Here is an 18,971-nt window from a genome sequence, read left to right on the forward strand (position 1 = left end):
GGAAGCAAGTCCTTGATCCGTTCCCACTGGTCATCTCTCAGTACTGTACGCTCACTCATTTACACTCCGAAGGCCCTGATGCAAGTGGCTATCGGTAGGAGTTTACACTAATTGAGAACGCCACCTAATGTAATTGGTATAAGTTGACGAAAATATGCGTTCCCACGCAGAGCATGGGAACGAGACATCCATAAAAAAACGGGGCCAAATTGGCCCCGTTTTGCTTTCACTTTCAGCTTCACGCTTCCAGCTTATGACTGCGCTTCCCGCTCAATCGCCCGCCAGGCGATATCGCTGCGGAAGAAGACATCATCCCACTTGATCTGACGAGTCAGCTCATAGGCCTTCTGCTGAGCCTGACTGACGCTCTCGCCCAGGGCGGTGGCGCACAGCACCCGGCCGCCGGCGGTGACCAGCTCGTTATCCTTGAACTGAGTGCCGGCATGGAACACCTTGGCCCCCTCGGCCTCGGCGGGAATGCCGGTGATGGCGTCACCCTGACGGTAGGCACCGGGGTAGCCGCCGGCGGCCAGCACCACGCCCACGGCGGCGCGCGGGTCAAACTCGGCAGTGGCCTTGTCCAGCTCACCCTTGCAACCGGCCAGGCACAGCTCCACCAGATCGGACTTGAGCCGCAGCATGATGGGCTGGGTTTCCGGATCGCCAAAGCGGCAGTTGAACTCGATCACCTTGGGCTGACCGGCTTTGTCGATCATCAGGCCGGCATACAGGAAGCCCTTGTAGACATGGCCTTCTTCCGCCATGCCACGCACCGTGGGCATGATCACCTGTTCCATAATGCGGTCATGAATTTCCTGGGTCACCACCGGGGCCGGGCTGTAGGCGCCCATGCCGCCGGTGTTGGGGCCGGTATCCTTGTCGCCCACGCGCTTGTGATCCTGGCTGGTGGCCATGGGCAGCACATGCTCGCCGTCCACCATCACGATAAAGGAGGCTTCCTCGCCCTCGAGGAATTCCTCGATCACCACCCGGCTGCCGGCATCGCCAAAGGCGTTGCCCGCCAGCATGTCGCGCACCGCGTCTTCGGCTTCTTCCTGGGTCATGGCCACAATCACGCCCTTGCCCGCGGCCAGGCCGTCGGCCTTGATCACGATGGGGGCACCCTGCTCACGCAGGTAGGCCAGCGCCGGCTCCACTTCGGTGAAGTTCTGGTAGGCGGCGGTCGGGATGTGATGGCGGGCCAGGAAGTCCTTGGTAAAGGCCTTGGAGCCTTCCAGCTGAGCCGCGCCGGCGGTGGGGCCGAAAATGGCCAGGCCGTCGGCTTCAAAGGCGTCAACCACACCGGCCACCAGCGGGGCTTCGGGACCGACGATGGTCAGTTCTACTCGCTCCTGTTTGGCAAAGGCCAGCAGAGCGGGAATGTCGGTGGCGGAAATGGCCACGTTGGTGAGAGCCGGTTCCAGCTCGGTGCCGGCGTTGCCCGGGGCCACGAAGACCTTGCTTACCCTGGGCGACTGGGCGGCTTTCCAGGCCAGGGCGTGTTCACGCCCGCCACCGCCGATTACCAATACGTTCATGCTTGTTTCCTCGCAATCAGTGACGGAAGTGGCGCATGCCGGTGAACACCATGGCCATACCGTGCTCGTCGGCGGCCTGGATCACTTCTTCGTCGCGCATGGAGCCACCGGGCTGGATCACACAGCTGATGCCGGCGGCGGCAGCGGCGTCGATGCCGTCACGGAAGGGGAAGAAGGCGTCGGACGCCATGACGGAGCCCTCTACCTGCAGACCTTCGTCGGCGGCCTTGATGCCGGCAATCTTGGCGGAGTACACCCGGCTCATCTGGCCGGCGCCCACACCTATGGTCTGGCTGCCCTTGGCGTAGACGATGGCGTTGGATTTAACGAACTTGGCCACCTTCCAGCAGAACAGCAGATCCTTCAGCTCTTCTTCGGTGGGCTGACGCTTGGACACCACCTTGAGATCGGCCATGTCGACCATGCCCTGATCCCGGTCCTGCACCAGAATGCCGCCGTTCACCCGCTTGATGTCGAGACCCCTGGTCTGGCTGCTCCACTGACCGCATTCCAGCAGGCGCACGTTTTTCTTGTCGGCCACGGCGGCTTTTGCTTCGGCGCTGATGGACGGGGCGATGATCACTTCCACAAACTGGCGATCGATAATGGCGCGGGCAGTGGCTTCATCCAGCTCGCGGTTAAAGGCGATGATGCCGCCAAAGGCGGAAGTCGGGTCGGTCTGGTAGGCGCGATCGTAGGCTTCCAGCAGATCCTTGCCCAGGGCCACGCCACAGGGGTTGGCGTGCTTGACGATGACACAGGCCGGCTCATCGAATTCCTTCACGCACTCCAGGGCGGCGTCGGTGTCGGCGATGTTGTTGTAGGACAGCTCCTTGCCCTGCAGCTGGGTGGCGGTGGCCACGGAGGCTTCGTCGACCTTGTTTTCCACGTAGAAGGCGGCGCTCTGGTGGCTGTTTTCGCCGTAGCGCAGATCCTGCTTCTTGGTGAACTGGTAGTTGACGGTGCGCGGGAACCTGGAACCCTCGGCGGCCTCGTGATAGGCCGGTACCATGGTGCCGAAGTAGTTGGCGATCATGCCGTCGTACTGGGCGGTGTGCTCAAAGGCGGCAATGGCCAGGCTGAAGCGGGTGGCCTGGCTCAGGCTGTTGTCGTTGGCATCCAGCTCGGTCAGCAGGCGATCGTAGTCGCTGGCGTTAACCACAATGGCCACGTCGTTGTGGTTTTTGGCCGCAGCGCGCACCATGGTAGGGCCACCGATGTCGATGTTTTCAATGGCGTTTTCCAGGCTGCAGTCAGCCTTGGCAACGGTATTGGCGAAAGGATAGAGATTGACTACCACCATGTCGATGGGCGCAATGCCGTGCTCGGCCATGATGGCGTCGTCCTGGCCGCGACGACCCAGAATGCCGCCGTGTACCTTGGGGTGGAGTGTCTTGACACGACCGTCCATCATTTCCGGAAAACCGGTATAGTCGGATACTTCGGTCACAGGCAGGCCTTGCTCCGCCAGCAGACGGGCGGTGCCACCGGTAGACAGCAGCTCTACACCACGGGCGTGCAGCCCCTGGGCGAAGGCCACAATGCCTTGTTTGTCGGACACACTCAGGAGAGCTCGGCGAATGGGTCGGGCAGTTTCCATTATGTTCTCGTTCCTTTAACGATTCATCGGGGGGTTTGGTAAAATCGGCGAAAGCAATCGACACCGGCTTTACCAAACCGCCTGGTACGCCAGAACAGAAGGCGGCATATTCTACCCGTTTTTGCCGCTGAATGCCGGACTATTTGGTTTGGTGTAAAGAGGTTTTATCTGTAATTAAACCAGGGCTGAAAGGAGAGATAAATGTATCGCATCGGCGAGCTGGCCAGGGCCTTCGGCATCAAGACCGACACCCTGCGTTTTTATGAAAAGGAAGGGCTGCTGGTGCCCAGTTTACGTACTCCCACCGGATACCGGCAATACAGCGAAGACGACAAGAAGCGGCTGCATTTTATTTTGCGCAGCAAGAGGGTGGGCTTTTCTCTCAAAGACATTGAAGAGCTGCTGGCATTGCGCATCAGCAGCTGTAAAGTGACCTGCCGCGAAGTCAAGGCGGTGGCCGACAGCAAGCTGGCCGAGGTGGAAGAACGCATTCGCGAGCTGGAGCAGTTTCGCCGCTCCCTGCGGCAGTTGTCGGATGCCTGTTGCGGCGGGCTGGAAAGCGCCGAGCACTGCTCCATTCTGGAGGCGCTGGACGGCAAGCTTGATAATACCGACAATAACGCCCGCTAATTCTCACCTGAAAGGGCCGCCGCCGGCGGCCTGTCTTGTTGTGCCTGTGTAGAGCTGTAGGCGCCGCTTTAGCCGGCGCAATTATGCAGACATCCGAGTGAAAGGCGTGCGTTGCACGCCCTGCCGGCTGAAGCGGCAGCTACGGCATTTTCTTTATTCTTTATCACGGGAGACTTTTCATGCGACACCACCTGGGGTGGGGACTGAGCGTGACTCAGTGGTTTGTGTTTTTGCTGGCCAACGCCCTGGCCCTGCCCATTGTGCTGGGCCAGGCCTTTGGGCTCGACAGTGCCGAGGTGGCGGGCCTGGTGCAGCGTACCCTGCTGGTGGTGGGTCTGAGCTCCGGTCTGCAGGCCTGGCTGGGGCACCGTTACCCCATTGCCGACGGCCCCGCCGGCTCCTGGGCCATCGTGTTTGTGGTAATGGCCTACATCGGCAGGGAGCAGGGACTCGACAGTTTCGACACCCTGCGGCTGCTCTCCGGCGGTGTGCTGGTGGCGGGACTGATTATGCTGGTGCTGGGAATCGCCCAGCAGGTGCACCGGCTGCTGTTTCTGTTCACACCCCTGGTGACCGGCTGCTTTATTCTGCTGCTGGTGATTCAGCTGGCCGGGGTGTTTGTGCGCGGCATGGTCACGGATCCGCGCACCGGCACCATGAGCCTGCCGGTGCTGCTGATTGGCCTGCTGGTGTTTCTCGGGGTGCTGCTGTGCTCCTTCAGTCGTCACACTCTGCTGCGCACCTATGCGGTGCTGGTGGGCATTGTGCTGGGCTGGGGGGCGTTCTGGCTGTTCGGACTGTCGCCGCTGGCGGTGGCAGAAGATGCCGGTCTGGCGCTGCCGGCGCTGTTTGCCTGGGGCCTGCCCCGGCTGGATGCGGGCATGCTGGTGGTGGCGGTGCTGTTCTCGCTGCTGCTGTTTTCCAACCAGATTGCGGCGGTAACGGCGGTGTCGGCGGTGGTGCGGGAGCGCCAGCCCGATGACCATGCCGTGATCAACCGCAGCAGCCGAATGTCGGGCATCAGCCATGGTCTGGCGGGCTGCTTTTCCACCATTGCCGTGGTGCCGCTGCCGGTGACTGCCGGCTTTATTCAGCTGAGCGGAGAAGACAGACGGGGCCCCTTTTTGCTGGCCTGCGCCCTGCTGGCGCTGGTGGCGCTGTTTCCGGGCGCGGTGGGCGTGCTGTCGCTGCTGCCGGCGCCGGTGGCCAACGCCGCCCTGCTGGCCACCTTTATCAAGCTGGTGAGCCTGGCGTTTCAGCTTATTACCAAAAACGGCATGGACAACCGCGCCAGCACCATAGTGGGCGTCGCCCTGTTGCTGGGAGTCGGCTGCATGTTCCTGCCCCCCGCGCTGTACCGCCATTTTCCCGGGCTGGCGCAATATCTGCTGGGCAACGGCCTGCTTACCGGCACCCTGCTGGCACTGGCCATGGAGCAGCTCTGGTCAAAAGGGAAGGGGTAATATCGCGAATACAGGTGTCGTAGGTTGCGAATGAGCGCAGCGAATTCCAACACGCAGGCGGCTGTAAAATGTTGGGATTCGCTGCGCTCATCGCCAACCTACCATTCATTGGTGTGGCAGATGTTCGTCTTCCTTACCTTACCACCAGCACGGCGCAGTCGGCGTGGCGTACCACCCTGGAGGAATTGGATCCCAGCAGGTAGGTCTCGGCCCCCGGGCGAGAAGCGGGCATGACGATGAGATTCACTGCCAGCTTTTTCGCCCGGGCCAGAATGGTGTCGTACACCACGCCGTGGCGCACTTCCAGCCGGCCCTGATGGCTGGCCGGAATATGGGTCTGCATAAAGTCATGCAGCTGTGCGGTGATCGCCTTATCCTGTTTTTCCAGCAGTTCTTTTGAATAAAAGGGCGCGGCGGCGTGATGCACCCGTGACGGATTCACATACAGCAGGTGAATACGGCCCTGTGGATGGCATAACCTCAGGGCCGATGCCACCACCTGCGGGTACAGCTCCTGGTGCTCAAAGTCGAGCGGCAACAGTATTTCCTTGAACATAAATGGTTACCCCATCAGTTTATTGGGCAGCCAGGTCACGATTTCCGGGACCAGCATGCACAGGATCAGCACTCCCAGCTTGAGCGCCACAAAGGGCAGAATGGACTTGTAGATATCCATCATGGTCACTCCGGGCGGGGCAATGCCCTTGAGGTAGAAGAGCGCAAAGCCATAGGGCGGCGTCTGCACGGCTATCTCGATATTCAGAATCATCAGTATGCCGAACCAGATGGGGTCATAACCCAGGCTCACCGCAATGGGAGTAAACAGCGGTGCGCAGATCAGCACGATGATCATTTCATCGATAATAAAGCCGAGCAGCAGCATCACCACCTGCATCATGATGATGATGACAATGGGAGGCAGATCCAGGCCGGCGGCAAAGTCGGCCACCATGCCCTGCACGCCCATCAGCAGGTGAAAGTTGCTGAATACCGAGGCGCCCAGCACAATCCAGATGGCCACGCTCACCAGCAGCGCGGTTTCGGCGCCGGAGCGTTTCATCATGTTTAGTTTGAAGCGCTTGTACAGCATGGCCAGCAGCAGGGCGCCGACCACGCCAATGGCGCCGGACTCGGTGGGCGTGGCAATGCCACTGATAATGCTGCCCAGCACCAGCACAATCAGCCCCAGGGCCATAAAGCCGTCGCGCAGGGTGATCAGCTTTTCCCGCCGGTTTTTGGGCACGTCCAGGGCGTGGCCCATAGGCGCCCGCTCCGGGTTGAGCTTGCAGGAGATCACCACATACAGCATCAGCACGGTAATGGAGATCAGCGCCGGCACCATGGCGCCGATAAACATTTTGCCCACCGAGTTCTGGGTGGTGGAGCTGAACAAAATCATGGGAATGCTGGGGGGGATCAGAATGCCGAGGCCGCCGCCGGCCATGATTACCCCAAGGGCCAGCTTCTTGTCGTAGCCGCGCTCCAGCATGGGGCGCAGGGCAATGCTGCCCGAGGTCATGATGCCGGCACCGATAATGCCCACCATGGCACCGATCATGGAGCAGACCCCGATCACACTGATGGCCAGCGACCCGCGAATGCGGCCAATCACCAGCTGGCTCGCCTTGAACATGGCATCGCCAATGCCGGAGCGGGTCAGCAGCTGACCCATATAGATGTAAAGGGGAATGGCCAGCAGCACAAAGCTGAACAGGGTGCTTTCAATGGTGGTGGGCACTATGTTGAAAATGCCTTCGCCCCAGGTGGCATAGCCCAGCAGCATGGCCACGCCGCCCAAGGCCAGGCCCACCTGGGCGCCCATAATAAAGGACACCAGTACGCCCACCAGCAGCAGGCCGGTGATCAGTTCAATACTCATGCTTGTTCTTCCTCATTCAGCAGAGGTTCACCGGTCACCAGTTGCCAGGCGTCCTTGATCATGTCGGCGGACAGTTGCATCAAAAACAGCACGGCGGCGGCGGTGACCATGATCCAGAAATGGGTGATGGAAGGGGCCCACTCCGACTGGCGGGTATAGCCGAACTCCATGGCTTCCACCGCTTTCTCCCAGCCCTTGGTAGCGATTACCAGCAGGAAAAAACCGCCAAGGGTGTTGGCCAGCAGATCAAAGGCGTTTTTCCAGCGCTGGGACACCGCCAGATACACGATGTCGACATTGATGTGGGATTTTTTCAGCTGGGCGTGGGCGCCACACAGGGCGCCGATATAGCCGAACAGAAACAGCGACACGTCATAGGCCCAGAGGGTAGGGCGGTCGAGTACATAGCGGGAGAACACCTCAAAGGCGACGGTGCCCGCCAGCAGCGGCAAAGCCAGGGAAATGGTGTGGCTGGTGAGCGACACCAGCCAGCCGGTGCCCCTGCACCAGAAACTAAGCAGTGTTTTCATGATAAATCCGGGGGGTGTCTGTACGTTCGGGAAAGAGCGGCCAAAGAGCCCACTTCACCGACACGCCGTAAACTCATCCCTGAGGGCTCCACTGCGCCATCCATGGCGCAGAGGGTACGTTGAAGCGGCTCTCTTTGGCCTGCTATCGACAGACGCAGAGGTCTGTTACGGCCAGGCTTACTTCATCAGTTCAACCAGGCGGGCGCTGTACTTGTCGGTATTGCCGTAGTGGGCCCATACCGCCTCGGCGGCGTCACGCCATTTGGCCTGGTCGGCCTCGGAGGCGTCCGGGCTCCAGGTCAGGCCCTGTTGCTCCATGTCGGCCACGGCTTCCTGTTCCCACAGGGCAGACTTTTCGGCCTGTTGTCCGGCATGCCATTTGGCGGCGTTGCGCACTACCTGCTTCAGGTCGTCCGGCAGCTTGTTCCAGGCGTTTTTGTTGACCAGGATGGGCAGGGCCTGAGCGCTGGAGACCGGCAGCGGGTACATGTACTTGGCCACCTCGGCGAAGTTGCCGTCGCGGTGGTCGATCAGGTTGGAGCCGATGGTGCCGTCGATCACGCCGGTGGCCAGACTGGTGTAGGTCTCACCCCAGGCCAGGTTGACCGGCGAGGCACCCAGCTCGCGGAAGAAGCGGCCGTAGGCGCCGGGCGCCCGAATCTTCAGGCCCTTGAAGTCGTCGATGGACTCGATTTTCTTCTTGGTGATCACATATACGCCGGGCTGAAAGTAGGGATCCAGCCACACCAGGTTATGGCGGTCATAAGCCTCGCTCAGCACCTCATTCCAGCCTTTTTCATGAAACAGCTGGTTCAGCTCTTCCAGGCTGCCGTTGGAGCCGGGCAGACCGACTTCCACCACGCCAAAGGGAATTTCGCCCGCATGCATGGGCTGAAAGGGGGCGGCCATGTCCAGCAGGCCGGATTTGGTGGCGCTGATAATGCCCTTGGTGTCGACGCCTTCACCGGCGTAGAGCATGTTGATCTTCATGCGGCCGTTGGAGTCGGCTTCAATCTTGTCGGCAAAAGACTGGTAGACGTCGCCAAAGGCGGTACCGCGGGAATAGAGGTTGGTAAAGCGCCAGGTCACGTCGGCGGCCATGGCTTCCATGGTGGCGCCCATGCCGGCGACGGCAATCAGTGAAGCGGCAATTTTGGTGCGGGCAGAACTCCAGATGCTGTTCATACTATTAGTCCCTTGTTTTTTATCACGTTCCGTTGGCGTAGGGGTGAGCCCTTCGCGGGGTTATGTGCTTGCGGGAAGGGAGTCTGCGTCAGGTTACTCTTTGGTTAAATTCACGGGAATTCAACTTAGGTTTGATAAGGATCAAACAAAAAACGGAAAACCTTTGTTTATGTAGTGGTTAGCACTACTTTCACATTGTGCATTGGCATAACTGTTGGCGGGAACTGTGAGAGTGATCATATTGTTGCGGTTGCTAACTCTCCTCTTGTTTCTTGGTCATAAATCCCTTCGAGCAACATCAACGCTGCCTGTATACGGTCAGTCAGCTCCGAGTGTTCCAAGGAGGGCAAAGGGTGTCTGCTTCGCCGTGCCCTCTGCGCCATGGATGGCGCAGCGGAGCCTACATGGAAGTATTCACGGCGTGCCGGAGAAGCAGTGCGCTTTGTCCGACGAAAAAGCACGGTACAACAAACGACACAAACCTGTTACTAAGAGACAGGCAGTAAGGGGCCGGTTCAGCCTTTATTCAGCTGCTCCTTCAGCAGCTGTAAAAACAGTTGCCGTATGCGGCTCTGGCGGCCGTGGCTGCGGGTAATGGCGGCAATGCCCAGCTGGTGGGTCTTCTGCCGGGGCAGCAGCGGGCGCAGACGGCCGCCGTCCACCCAGCGGCGGGCGTAGCTTTCGGGCAAAAAGCCAATGTACTGACCCGAGAGGATCAGCGCCGCGCGGGGCTCATAGTGGTAGGCGCGTCCGGCCAGCTTCAGGCCCGCATGCTGGGCGCTGGTTTCCGGATTGGTATGAATGCCGGGATGAATGAGCTTGAACTCGGGCAGGCGCTCGGCAATCACGGCGTCGTTCTGCTCGGCAAACAGCGGATGGCGGTCGCTGCAATAGAGAAAACAGCGCACCTGATACAGGTGATGATAATCCAGCCCTTCCAGGTCCCTGTGGTAGTGAATAAAGCCCACGTCGGCGTCGTCGCTCAGCACTCGGCGTTCAATCTCGCCCATGTAGGCCACGTCCACACTCACGTTCACATCCGGCGCCTGCTCGCCCAGGGCGGCAAACACTTCCACCATGGAGAATTCGTCTTCCAGCCAGATGCTGTCACTGGACACGATTTTAAGCTCGCCGCTCAGTTGCTCGTGCAGCTCGTTGACCGTGTAGCGAAACTCCTCCAGCCGGCTGAACAGCCGCTTGGTGGACTCGTAAATGACTTCGCCATCGTCGGTGAGGGAAAACCCCGAGCGGCCGCGCCGGCACAGCTTGAGCTTGAGCCGGCTTTCCAGGTTGGCCATGTGCACGCTGATGGTGGAGCGGCTGATGTTCAGCTCGGTCTCCGCCGCCGAAAAGCCGCCGCATTCCACCACCGTCTTGAACAGTTTTAACAGGCGAATTTCGTAGTCGCCGATCTGGCCCAGCACGGGCCGGTTGGTCTGGCTCATAGTTTGAAGATCTTCAATGTGTATGTTGAAAGGGCATCATTTATAAAACTTTGCGCCCACGGCTAACATGTTGTCAAACCATGGACCGTGCCGTTGTGGCGTCGCTCACGGCAATCCCGGAAACCGGACTCACGGGCACGGACGGAATCAACATGAGGCAGCCAACTATGAGCATTTCTGCAGTGAACAGCACCCTGGTAAGGGAAAGCGGCCATATCGACGGTCGCTGGTGTCAGGCCGAGAGCGGCGCCACCATCTCCGTATTCAACCCCGCCAACGGCGAGCTTCTGGGCCAGGTGCCCGATATGGGTGAAACCGAAACCCGCGCCGCCATCGACGCCGCCAGCCGCGCCCTGCCGGCCTGGAGCGCACTCAACCCCAAGGAGCGTGCTCGTCTGCTGCGCAACTGGTTCGATCTGATCATCGAGCACAAGGAAGATCTGGCCCGGCTGATGACCCAGGAGCAGGGCAAGCCACTGTTTGAAACCCGGGGCGAGGTGCTTTACGGCGCTTCCTATGTCGAGTGGTATGCCGAGGAAGCCAAGCGCGCCTACGGCAAGGTATTCTCCGCCCCCACCGGCGACAAGCGGGCCCTGAGCATTCAGCAGCCCATTGGCGTGGTGGCGGCCATCACCCCCTGGAACTTCCCCAATGCCATGATCACCCGCAAGATAGCCCCGGCGCTGGCGGCAGGCTGCACCATGGTGGTCAAGCCCTCGGAAGAAACCCCGTTTTCCGCCCTGGCGCTGATGGCCCTGGCCGAGCAGGCGGGTATTCCCGCCGGCGTGATCAACATGGTGACTTCCAGCCAGGCCGCCGTGGTGGGCCGCATGATGACCGACGACGCCCGTGTACGCAAGCTGTCGTTTACCGGCTCCACCCGGGTGGGCAAGCTGCTCTACGGCCAGAGTGCCGACACCGTGAAAAAGCTCAGCCTGGAGCTGGGTGGCAATGCCCCCTTTATCGTGTTTGACGATGCCGATCTCGACGCCGCCGTGACCGGTGCGGTGATCTCCAAGTTCCGCAACGCCGGCCAGACTTGCGTGTGCGCCAACCGTATTCTGGTGCAGGACGGCATTTACGACGAATTTATGGCCCGCTTCAAGGCCGAGGTGGAGAAGTTTGTGATCGGCAACGGCCTGGACGCGGCTACCACCCTTGGCCCGGTGATCAACAAGGCCGCCATCGACAAGATTGCCGGCATGGTGGACGCCGCCCAGAGCGAAGGCGCCGAGCTGGTCACCGGCGGCCGCCGTCACGAGGCCGGCGAGCTGTTCTTTGCCCCCACCATTCTGGGCAATGTGACTCAGCAAATGGCCATCGCCAATCAGGAAATTTTCGGCCCGGTGGCGCCGGTCATTCGTTTTAAAGATGAAGCCGAAGCCGTGGCCATTGCCAACGACACCCCCTACGGTCTGGCCGCCTATTTTTATACCGAGAGCCACAGCCGCATCTGGCGCGTCGCCGAGCAGCTGGAATACGGCATGATCGGTATTAACGAGGGCATTCTGTCCAACGAGATCGCTCCCTTTGGCGGCGTGAAGGAGTCCGGCCTGGGCCGGGAAGGCTCCGCCGAAGGCCTGGCCGATTATATGGAAACCAAATATCTGTGCATGGGCGGCATTCGCTGAGCAGCAAAGACAGGAGAATTATCATGAGCAAGAATCAGCAACTTCAGCAGCGTAAGGACGCCGTCTTTGCCCGCGGCATGGGCAACCTGGCCCCCGTGTATGTGGACCACGCCAACAACAACGAAATCTGGGACGTGGACGGCAACCGCTATATCGACTTTGCCGCCGGCATCGCCGTGGTCAACACCGGCCACAGCCACCCGCGCATTGTGGCGGCGGTGAACGAGCAACTGCAGCGTTTCAGCCACACCTGCGCCATGGTGACCCCCTACGAGAGTGCGGTGTCGCTGGCCGAGCGGCTGGTAAAACTGGCCCCGGGTAACAGCGCCAAAAAGGCCATATTTGTTACCACAGGTGCCGAAGCGGTGGAAAACGCGGTGAAAATTGCCCGTGCTCATACCAAACGCAGCGGCGTGATCGCCTTTAACGGCGGTTTTCATGGCCGCACCAACCTGGCCATGGGTCTGACCGGCAAAGTCGCTCCCTACAAGGCCGGTTTCGGACCTTTTCCCGGCGAGATCTACCATCTGCCGTACCCGAATGCCTACCATGGCGTGACCGAGGAGCAGTCCCTCAAGGCGCTGGATGAGCTGTTCCATTGCGACATCGAGCCGGGCCGGGTGGCGGCGCTGATCATCGAGCCGGTGCAGGGCGAGGGGGGCTTCTATCCGGCGCCGCCGTCCTTCCTGCAAACGCTGCGTACCCTCTGTGATCGGCACGGCATTGTGCTGATCTGTGACGAAATTCAGACCGGCTTCGCCCGCACCGGCAAACTGTTCGCCACCGAATACGCCGGCATAGAGCCGGATCTGATGACCATGGCCAAGGGCATTGCCGGCGGTTTTCCGCTGTCTGCGGTGGTGGGCAAGGCAGAGATCATGGACGCCGCCAACCCGGGTGGTCTGGGGGGCACCTACGCCGCCTTTCCGCTGGCCTGCGCCGCCGGCCTGGAAGTGCTGAACATCATTGAAGAAGAGCAGCTGTGCGACAAGGCCCTGGCATTGGGCGAGCTGATGACCGGTCGTTTGCGCGCGCTGCAGGAGAAGTATCCTCACCATATCGGCCAGGTGCGCAACCTGGGCGCCATGGTGGCGATGGAGCTGGTGCACAATGGGGATGTGGATCAGCCCAACCCGGAGCTGACCAGGGCCGTGGTGGCCAGGGGCATCGAGAAAGGCGTGATTATGTTGTCCTGCGGTGTGCGCGGCAACGTCATTCGCTTTCTGCCCGCCCTGACCTCACCGCTGGAGGTGGTCAGTGAAGGTCTGGATCTGCTTGAGCAGGTGCTGGCCGAGCTTATCTGAGCCGGCTGATACGTCGATGTCAAAGTAGCTTTGGCGGGCCATTGAGCCCGCCTTTTTTTTGGTTTAAACCAGGCAAAACCTGTGGTGCCGGAGTGTCATAAGGCATCAGCAGGGTTGCCTCCACCGACACGCTTCGGGCCCTTCCCTGGGACGCTCGGCAAATGCCTTCCCTGGCATTTGACGGTCGGTTACGGCAATCCCTTCTACTGCCTCATGAGGCCGGGCCGTCTACTTTTCATCAACTCGAAGCTTGACCTTCCCCCTGTGTCAGGGTTCAAAGTAAGGGCGTCAAATTTAATCAGGAGATAAAACCATGCTGACCCTTACCGTTCCCGAGATGACCTGCGGCCACTGTGTGGGCGTGATTTCCGGCATTCTTACCGAGCTGGATCCGGACTGCGAACTGAACTTTGAACTGGCCACCCGCAAGGTGACGATCAGCACCAGTCTGCCCCGTGAACAGATTGTCGAGGCCCTGAGCGACGCCGGCTACGACTGCGAATAACAGCGGAGGAGCCCATGACCACAAAAACAGCGGAACTGCATCTGCCCATCGAAGGCATGAGCTGTGCCTCCTGCGTATCCCGGGTAGAAAAGGCGCTGAGCGGCGTGTCGGGGGTACACTCCGCCAGCGTAAATCTGGCCTCCGGCAGCGCCGAGCTGGCACTGGAAAAGGGCACGAAGACAAGTGAACTGATAGCGGCGGTGGAAAAAGCCGGTTACCAGTGCCCGGTGGAGCGAGTGGAGCTGGTCATTGGCGGCATGAGCTGCGCGTCCTGTACCGGCCGGGTGGAAAAGGTATTAAGCCGGCTGCCCGGGGTGCTGTCCGCCAGTGTCAATCTGGCGGCCGGCCGGGCGTATGTGGAGTGGCTTGCCGGCAGTGAGGATGTGAGCGCCCTGGTGGCCGTGGTGGAAAAAGCCGGCTTCAGCGCCGAGACTGCCGACGACAAGCCTCAATCCGACGAGAACGATGGCCGTGAGCGGGAGCAACAATCACTGAAACGCTCCCTGCTTGTTGCTGCCGTGCTCACCCTGCCGGTGTTTGTGCTGGAAATGGGCTCTCATTTTGTGCCCGGCATGCATCACTGGGTTGAAGCCACGCTGGGTCAGACGCTGAACTGGCAGCTTCAGTTTGTGCTGGCCACCCTGGTGCTGTTTGGCCCCGGCTTGCTGTTTCTGAAAAAAGGACTGCCGGCGTTGCTGCGTGGTGCCCCCGAGATGAACTCTCTGGTGGCGCTGGGTGGTCTTGCCGCCTGGGGGTATTCCACCGTGGCTACCTTTGCCGGGCATTGGCTGCCCGCCGGCAGCCGCCAGGTGTATTTTGAGGCGGCGGCGGTGATCGTCACGCTGATTTTGCTCGGGCGTTACCTTGAAGCCCGGGCCAAGGGGCGTACCGGCGAAGCCATTAAAAAGCTGCTCAGCCTGCAGGCGCCCACGGCCAGGGTAGAACGGGATGGCAACACCGACGAAGTGCCCCTGGAGCGGGTCAGGGTCAAGGACAGAGTACGGGTGCGCCCCGGTGAGCGCATTCCGGTGGACGGCACAGTAATCGACGGCGCTTCCTGGGTGGACGAGTCCATGCTCACCGGTGAGCCGGAGCCGGTAGAAAAAGGTGAGGGCAGTGAGGTCACCGGCGGCACCGTTAACAGCAAGGGCTCCCTGCTGGTGGAAGTAACCCGGGTGGGCAAGCAGACAAGGCTGGCACAAATCATTCGCATGGTAGAGCAGGCCCAGGGGGCCAAACTGCCCATTCAGGCACTGGTCGACAAGGTCACCGGGGTATTTGTGCCCGTGGTGATGAGCCTGGCACTGCTGACCTTTGTTATCTGGTGGTGGCTGGGGCCAGAGCCTGCGCTCAGCTTTGCCCTGGTCAACGCCGTGGCGGTGCTGATCATCGCCTGCCCCTGTGCCATGGGGCTGGCCACGCCCACCTCCATTATGGTGGGCACCGGCCGGGCCGCCGAGCTGGGGGTGCTGTTTCGCAAGGGGGAAGCGCTGCAGGCCCTGCGCGGAGTAAAGGTGATCGCCTTTGACAAGACCGGCACCCTGACCGAAGGCAAACCCGAGCTGACCGACCTGCAAGTAAGCGACGGTTTTGACAAGGACACAGTGCTGGCGCACATCGCGGCCGTGGAGCAGCGCTCCGAACATCCCATTGCCGAGGCGCTGCTGGCTGCGGCGAAAGAGCGCCACCTGAGCCTGCCCGAGGTGAGCGAGTTCGATACCGTCACCGGTATGGGCGTAAAGGCAAAGATCGACGGCGTACAGGTCAACGTGGGCGCGGATCGTTATCTCAAATCCCTCGACATGGATATCTCGGTGTTTGCCGACACCGCTCAACGGCTTGCCGAAGAGGGCAAAACCCCGCTGTACGTGGCCATCGGCGGCAAACCGGCGGCCATTCTGGCGGTGGCGGATCGCATCAAGGAGGGCACGCCCAAGGCCATTGCTGCGCTCCATGATCTGGGGCTCAAGGTGGCCATGATCACCGGCGATAACAAGGGCACCGCCAGCGCCATAGCCAACGAGCTGGGTATTGATGCGGTGGAGGCGGAAGTCATGCCCGATGGCAAGGTGGAAGCATTGGAGCACCTGCGTGAGCAGCACGGCACCGTGGCCTTTGTGGGCGACGGCATTAACGATGCACCGGCGCTGGCGGCGGCGGACGTGGGCCTGGCCATTGGCACCGGCACCGATATCGCCATTGAGGCGGCACAGGTGGTGCTGATGCGGGGCGACTTGCGTGCCGTGCCCCAGGCCCTGGCCATCAGCCATGCCACCCTGCGCAATATTCGCCAGAACCTGTTCTGGGCCTTTGCCTACAATGTGTGCCTTATTCCGGTGGCCGCCGGCGTGCTTTACCCGGCCTTTGGCCTGCTGCTCTCGCCCATGCTGGCCGCCGGCGCCATGGCGCTGTCCAGCGTGTTTGTGGTGACCAATGCGTTGCGCTTAAAGCGGTTTTCGCCGGCCGGTTAAGCCTGATACCGGACCTGTCATGCCGGCCTTCGAGCCGGCATCTTGTTAAATCTGGCATTATTCATTCAGGATCACATCGGTGACCCGAGTTGCTACAATGTGCGCTTTCTCACAAAAAGGACTGCTGTTATGACAACTCTGGGTACCCCCCTCTCGGCAACTGCCACCCGGGTTTTGATGTGCGGCGGCGGTGAGCTGGGCAAGGAAGTGGTGATCGAGCTGCAGCGCCTCGGCGTTGAAGTGATCGTCGTGGACCGCTATCCCAACTCGCCGGCCATGCAGGTGGCTCACCGCGCCCATGTGATTTCCATGCTCGACGGCGCCGCCCTGCGCGCCGTGATAGAACAGGAGCAGCCCCACCTGATCGTGCCCGAGATCGAGGCCATCGCCACCGATACTCTTGGCGAGCTTGAGCGGGAAGGCTTTACCGTGGTGCCCACCGCCCGGGCCACCCAACTCACCATGAACCGGGAAGGTATTCGCCGGCTGGCGGCGGAAGAGCTGGGGCTGGCTACGTCGCCCTACCGTTTTGCCGGCACTCTGGACGAATTCCGCGCCGCCGTGGCCGACATTGGCCTGCCCTGTGTGGTCAAGCCGATTATGAGCTCCTCCGGCAAGGGCCAGAGCACGGTGAAAACCGAGGCCGATATCGACGCCGCCTGGCACTACGCCCAGGAAGGCGGCCGCGCCGGCGGTGGCCGGGTGATAGTGGAAGGCTTTGTGCAGTTCGACTACGAGATCACCCTGCTCACCGTGCGCCATGTGGGCGGCACCAGCTTCTGCGCCCCCATCGGCCATGTGCAGGTAGACGGCGACTACCGGGAGTCCTGGCAGCCTCAGGCCATGAGTCCGGCGGCGCTGGCGGCGGCCGAAGCCATGGCGGAAAAAGTCACGGCGGCGCTGGGCGGCCGTGGCCTGTTCGGAGTGGAGCTGTTTATTCGCGGTGACGAGGTGCTGTTCAGCGAGGTCTCGCCCCGGCCTCACGACACCGGCATGGTGACCCTGATCTCCCAGATCCTGTCGGAATTTGCCCTGCACGCCCGGGCCATTCTCGGCCTGCCCATTCCCACCCTGCGCCAGTATGGCCCGGCGGCCTCGGCGGTGATCCTGCCGGAAGGGGAGTCCACCCAGACCACCTTTGGCAACCTGAGCGAGGCGCTGGCCGAGCCCGACACGGATCTGCGTTTGTTCGGCAAGCCGGAAATCAAAGGCCGCCGCCGCATGGGTGTGGCCCTGGCCCTGAGCGACAGCATAGACGCCGCCAGGGACAAGGCCCGCCGCGCCGCCGCCGCAGTCAAGGTAGAGTTTTAAGCCTTAAGTCGTCTGTGGAATCGGCAAACGTCGGCCAAAGGAACCGCTTCGCGACACGCTTCAAGCCCTTCCGTGGGGCGCTCGGCAAATGCCATCCATGGCATTTGATCGGTCGCGAAGCGGCCACCTTTGGCCTCCTTGATACAGCTCGGTATTGTCTTTTACTCCAGTCTAATCCCTAATCCCTAATCCCCGGGGCCTACAACCACACCCCCAGCAGCATAAAGGCCGGGATCAGCACCAGCAGCGGGCAGCGAAACACCCTGAGCGCCAGCAGGCCCAGCGCTGCCGCAGCCAGCGCCGGCGCTCCGGTCACACTGGCCACAAACACCGGCTGATACAAAGCCGCCAGCAGCAAGCCCACCACGGCTGCATTCACCCCGGCAATGGCGCCCGCCATGCGCGGGTTGGCGGCCAGCGTCTGCCAGCCGTTCAATAATGCCAGCACCAGCAAAAAGCCCGGCAAAAACACCCCAAAGGTAGCCACCAGAGCACCGATCACCGGGCTTTCCGGCAGCAGCTCGGCCCCAAGATACGTGGCCAGGGTGAACATGGGGCCGGGCATGGCCTGGGCAGCGGCATAACCGGTGAGAAAGGCCTCACGGGAAAGCGTGTCCGCCAGCAAATTCTGCAGCAGCGGCAGCACCACATGGCCGCCGCCAAACACCAGGCTGCCGGCCTGATAAAAGTCGGCAAACAGCCCCGCCGAGCCGCCCCGGGCCAGCAGCGGCAACAGCAGGAACAGACCGGCAAACAGCAACAGAAAGGGCCAGTTAAGCCGGGGAGAAAGCGCCTGCCTGCTACCCTCGTGTTTCAGCCACAGGGTGCCGATCAGAGCCGCTGCCAGCAGTGCCACAAACTGGGCGGCCAACCCCGGCCACAGCCACAGCCCGGCGGCGGTGCCCACCGCCAGGGTGAGCGGCAAACGCTTGCGGCAGAACTGGCCGGCCATGGTCAGCACCGCATCGGCCACCACCACCAGAGCAAACAGCTTGAGCCCGCTCACCACCGCCGAGGTCACGGGAGAGTCGGCGTAGTGCTGGCCGAGCAAGGCCAGCGCCAGCATCAGCATAAAGGAGGGCAGGGTAAAGCCGATAAAGGCGGCCACGGCGCCCCCCAGCCCGGCCCGCTGATAGCCGATGGCAAAACCCAGCTGGCTGGAGGCCGGGCCGGGCAGAAACTGGCACAGGGCCAGGGTGGCGGCAAAGCGATCCTGGGGCAGCCAGCCCAGTTTTTGCACAAAATGGCGCTGAAAATAGCCGATATGGGCGGCAGGGCCGCCAAAGCTGACCCAGCCGAGTTTGAAGAACTGCCAGAATACCGAAAGCATAACGTTACATTGCAAGCAAACCGAAACCGTGACGTTATCATGGCTGCCGATAATGGCAATCCCGTGATAACAGTGCCAAAACGGCAGAATAAGGGCGCGCCGAGTTGAAATTCAAACGGGTATGGTGATACTGGCAGCGATATGGTCGC

General features: G+C 61.3%; 15 protein-coding genes. 7 read left to right on the top strand and 8 right to left on the bottom strand.

What is annotated here, in order from left to right:
- Nucleotides 1-251: 251 nt before the first annotated feature.
- Nucleotides 252-1,538 (bottom strand): phosphoribosylamine--glycine ligase, encoded by a 1,287-nt coding sequence (gene purD / locus DA373_RS13495; protein WP_107852832.1) that lies wholly within the window; start codon nucleotides 1,536-1,538, stop codon nucleotides 252-254.
- Between the two features lie 16 nt (nucleotides 1,539-1,554).
- On the bottom strand, nucleotides 1,555-3,138 hold the full coding sequence (gene purH, locus DA373_RS13500) for a bifunctional phosphoribosylaminoimidazolecarboxamide formyltransferase/IMP cyclohydrolase (RefSeq protein ID WP_107852833.1): 1,584 nt from the start codon (nucleotides 3,136-3,138) through the stop codon (nucleotides 1,555-1,557).
- Nucleotides 3,139-3,339: 201 nt separating this feature from the next.
- Here purH and zntR point away from each other — a divergent pair, with 201 nt between their 5' ends.
- Together zntR and DA373_RS13510 are read left to right on the top strand one after the other, a co-directional pair.
- Entirely contained in the window at nucleotides 3,340-3,768 is a 429-nt protein-coding gene (gene zntR, locus DA373_RS13505; RefSeq protein WP_107852834.1) for a Zn(2+)-responsive transcriptional regulator, read from the top strand.
- Nucleotides 3,769-3,947: 179 nt separating this feature from the next.
- On the top strand, nucleotides 3,948-5,231 hold the full coding sequence (locus DA373_RS13510; protein ID WP_107852835.1) for a purine/pyrimidine permease: 1,284 nt from the start codon (nucleotides 3,948-3,950) through the stop codon (nucleotides 5,229-5,231).
- Between the two features lie 133 nt (nucleotides 5,232-5,364).
- Here the strand turns inward: DA373_RS13510 and DA373_RS13515 are convergent, their stop codons facing one another.
- From DA373_RS13515 to DA373_RS13535, 5 genes are all read right to left on the bottom strand, one after another.
- Nucleotides 5,365-5,787 carry a universal stress protein gene (locus DA373_RS13515; RefSeq protein WP_107852836.1) on the bottom strand — a complete coding sequence of 141 codons (423 nt, stop codon included), beginning with the start codon at nucleotides 5,785-5,787 and terminating at the stop codon, nucleotides 5,365-5,367.
- 6 nt (nucleotides 5,788-5,793) lie between these two features.
- Entirely contained in the window at nucleotides 5,794-7,110 is a 1,317-nt protein-coding gene (locus tag DA373_RS13520; RefSeq protein WP_107852837.1) for a TRAP transporter large permease, read from the bottom strand.
- The gene (locus DA373_RS13525; protein ID WP_107852838.1) at nucleotides 7,107-7,640 is read right to left on the bottom strand and encodes a TRAP transporter small permease subunit; all 534 of its coding nucleotides are present in this window, start codon (nucleotides 7,638-7,640) and stop codon (nucleotides 7,107-7,109) included. Before DA373_RS13525 ends, DA373_RS13520 begins: the two co-directional genes overlap by 4 nt.
- Nucleotides 7,641-7,817: 177 nt before the next feature.
- Nucleotides 7,818-8,825 (bottom strand): TRAP transporter substrate-binding protein DctP, encoded by a 1,008-nt coding sequence (gene dctP / locus DA373_RS13530; RefSeq protein WP_107852839.1) that lies wholly within the window; start codon nucleotides 8,823-8,825, stop codon nucleotides 7,818-7,820.
- Between the two features lie 515 nt (nucleotides 8,826-9,340).
- Nucleotides 9,341-10,270, bottom strand: a complete 930-nt coding sequence (locus DA373_RS13535) for a LysR family transcriptional regulator (protein WP_107852840.1) — start codon at nucleotides 10,268-10,270, stop codon at nucleotides 9,341-9,343.
- Between the two features lie 167 nt (nucleotides 10,271-10,437).
- Between DA373_RS13535 and DA373_RS13540 the strand changes: the two genes are divergently transcribed.
- From DA373_RS13540 to purT, 5 genes are all read left to right on the top strand, one after another.
- A complete protein-coding gene (locus DA373_RS13540; RefSeq protein WP_107852841.1) occupies nucleotides 10,438-11,901 on the top strand; it encodes an NAD-dependent succinate-semialdehyde dehydrogenase in 1,464 nt (487 codons plus the stop codon).
- A gap of 23 nt (nucleotides 11,902-11,924) precedes the next feature.
- A complete protein-coding gene (gene gabT, locus DA373_RS13545) occupies nucleotides 11,925-13,205 on the top strand; it encodes a 4-aminobutyrate--2-oxoglutarate transaminase (protein ID WP_107852842.1) in 1,281 nt (426 codons plus the stop codon).
- Between the two features lie 313 nt (nucleotides 13,206-13,518).
- Nucleotides 13,519-13,710, top strand: coding sequence for a heavy-metal-associated domain-containing protein (locus tag DA373_RS13550; protein ID WP_107852843.1), 192 nt, complete (start codon nucleotides 13,519-13,521; stop codon nucleotides 13,708-13,710).
- A 14-nt stretch (nucleotides 13,711-13,724) separates the two neighbouring features.
- Nucleotides 13,725-16,181, top strand: a complete 2,457-nt coding sequence (locus tag DA373_RS13555) for a heavy metal translocating P-type ATPase (protein ID WP_107852844.1) — start codon at nucleotides 13,725-13,727, stop codon at nucleotides 16,179-16,181.
- Nucleotides 16,182-16,310: 129 nt separating this feature from the next.
- Nucleotides 16,311-17,492 (top strand): formate-dependent phosphoribosylglycinamide formyltransferase, encoded by a 1,182-nt coding sequence (gene purT, locus DA373_RS13560; protein WP_107852845.1) that lies wholly within the window; start codon nucleotides 16,311-16,313, stop codon nucleotides 17,490-17,492.
- Between the two features lie 199 nt (nucleotides 17,493-17,691).
- On the opposite strand, the gene chrA is transcribed toward purT, so the two are convergent.
- A complete protein-coding gene (chrA, locus tag DA373_RS13565) occupies nucleotides 17,692-18,822 on the bottom strand; it encodes a chromate efflux transporter (protein WP_107852846.1) in 1,131 nt (376 codons plus the stop codon).
- Between the last annotated feature and the right edge of the window lie 149 nt (nucleotides 18,823-18,971).

It is taken from the genome of Oceanimonas marisflavi, from assembly GCF_003049725.1.
Lineage (GTDB): Bacteria > Pseudomonadota > Gammaproteobacteria > Enterobacterales > Aeromonadaceae > Oceanimonas > Oceanimonas marisflavi.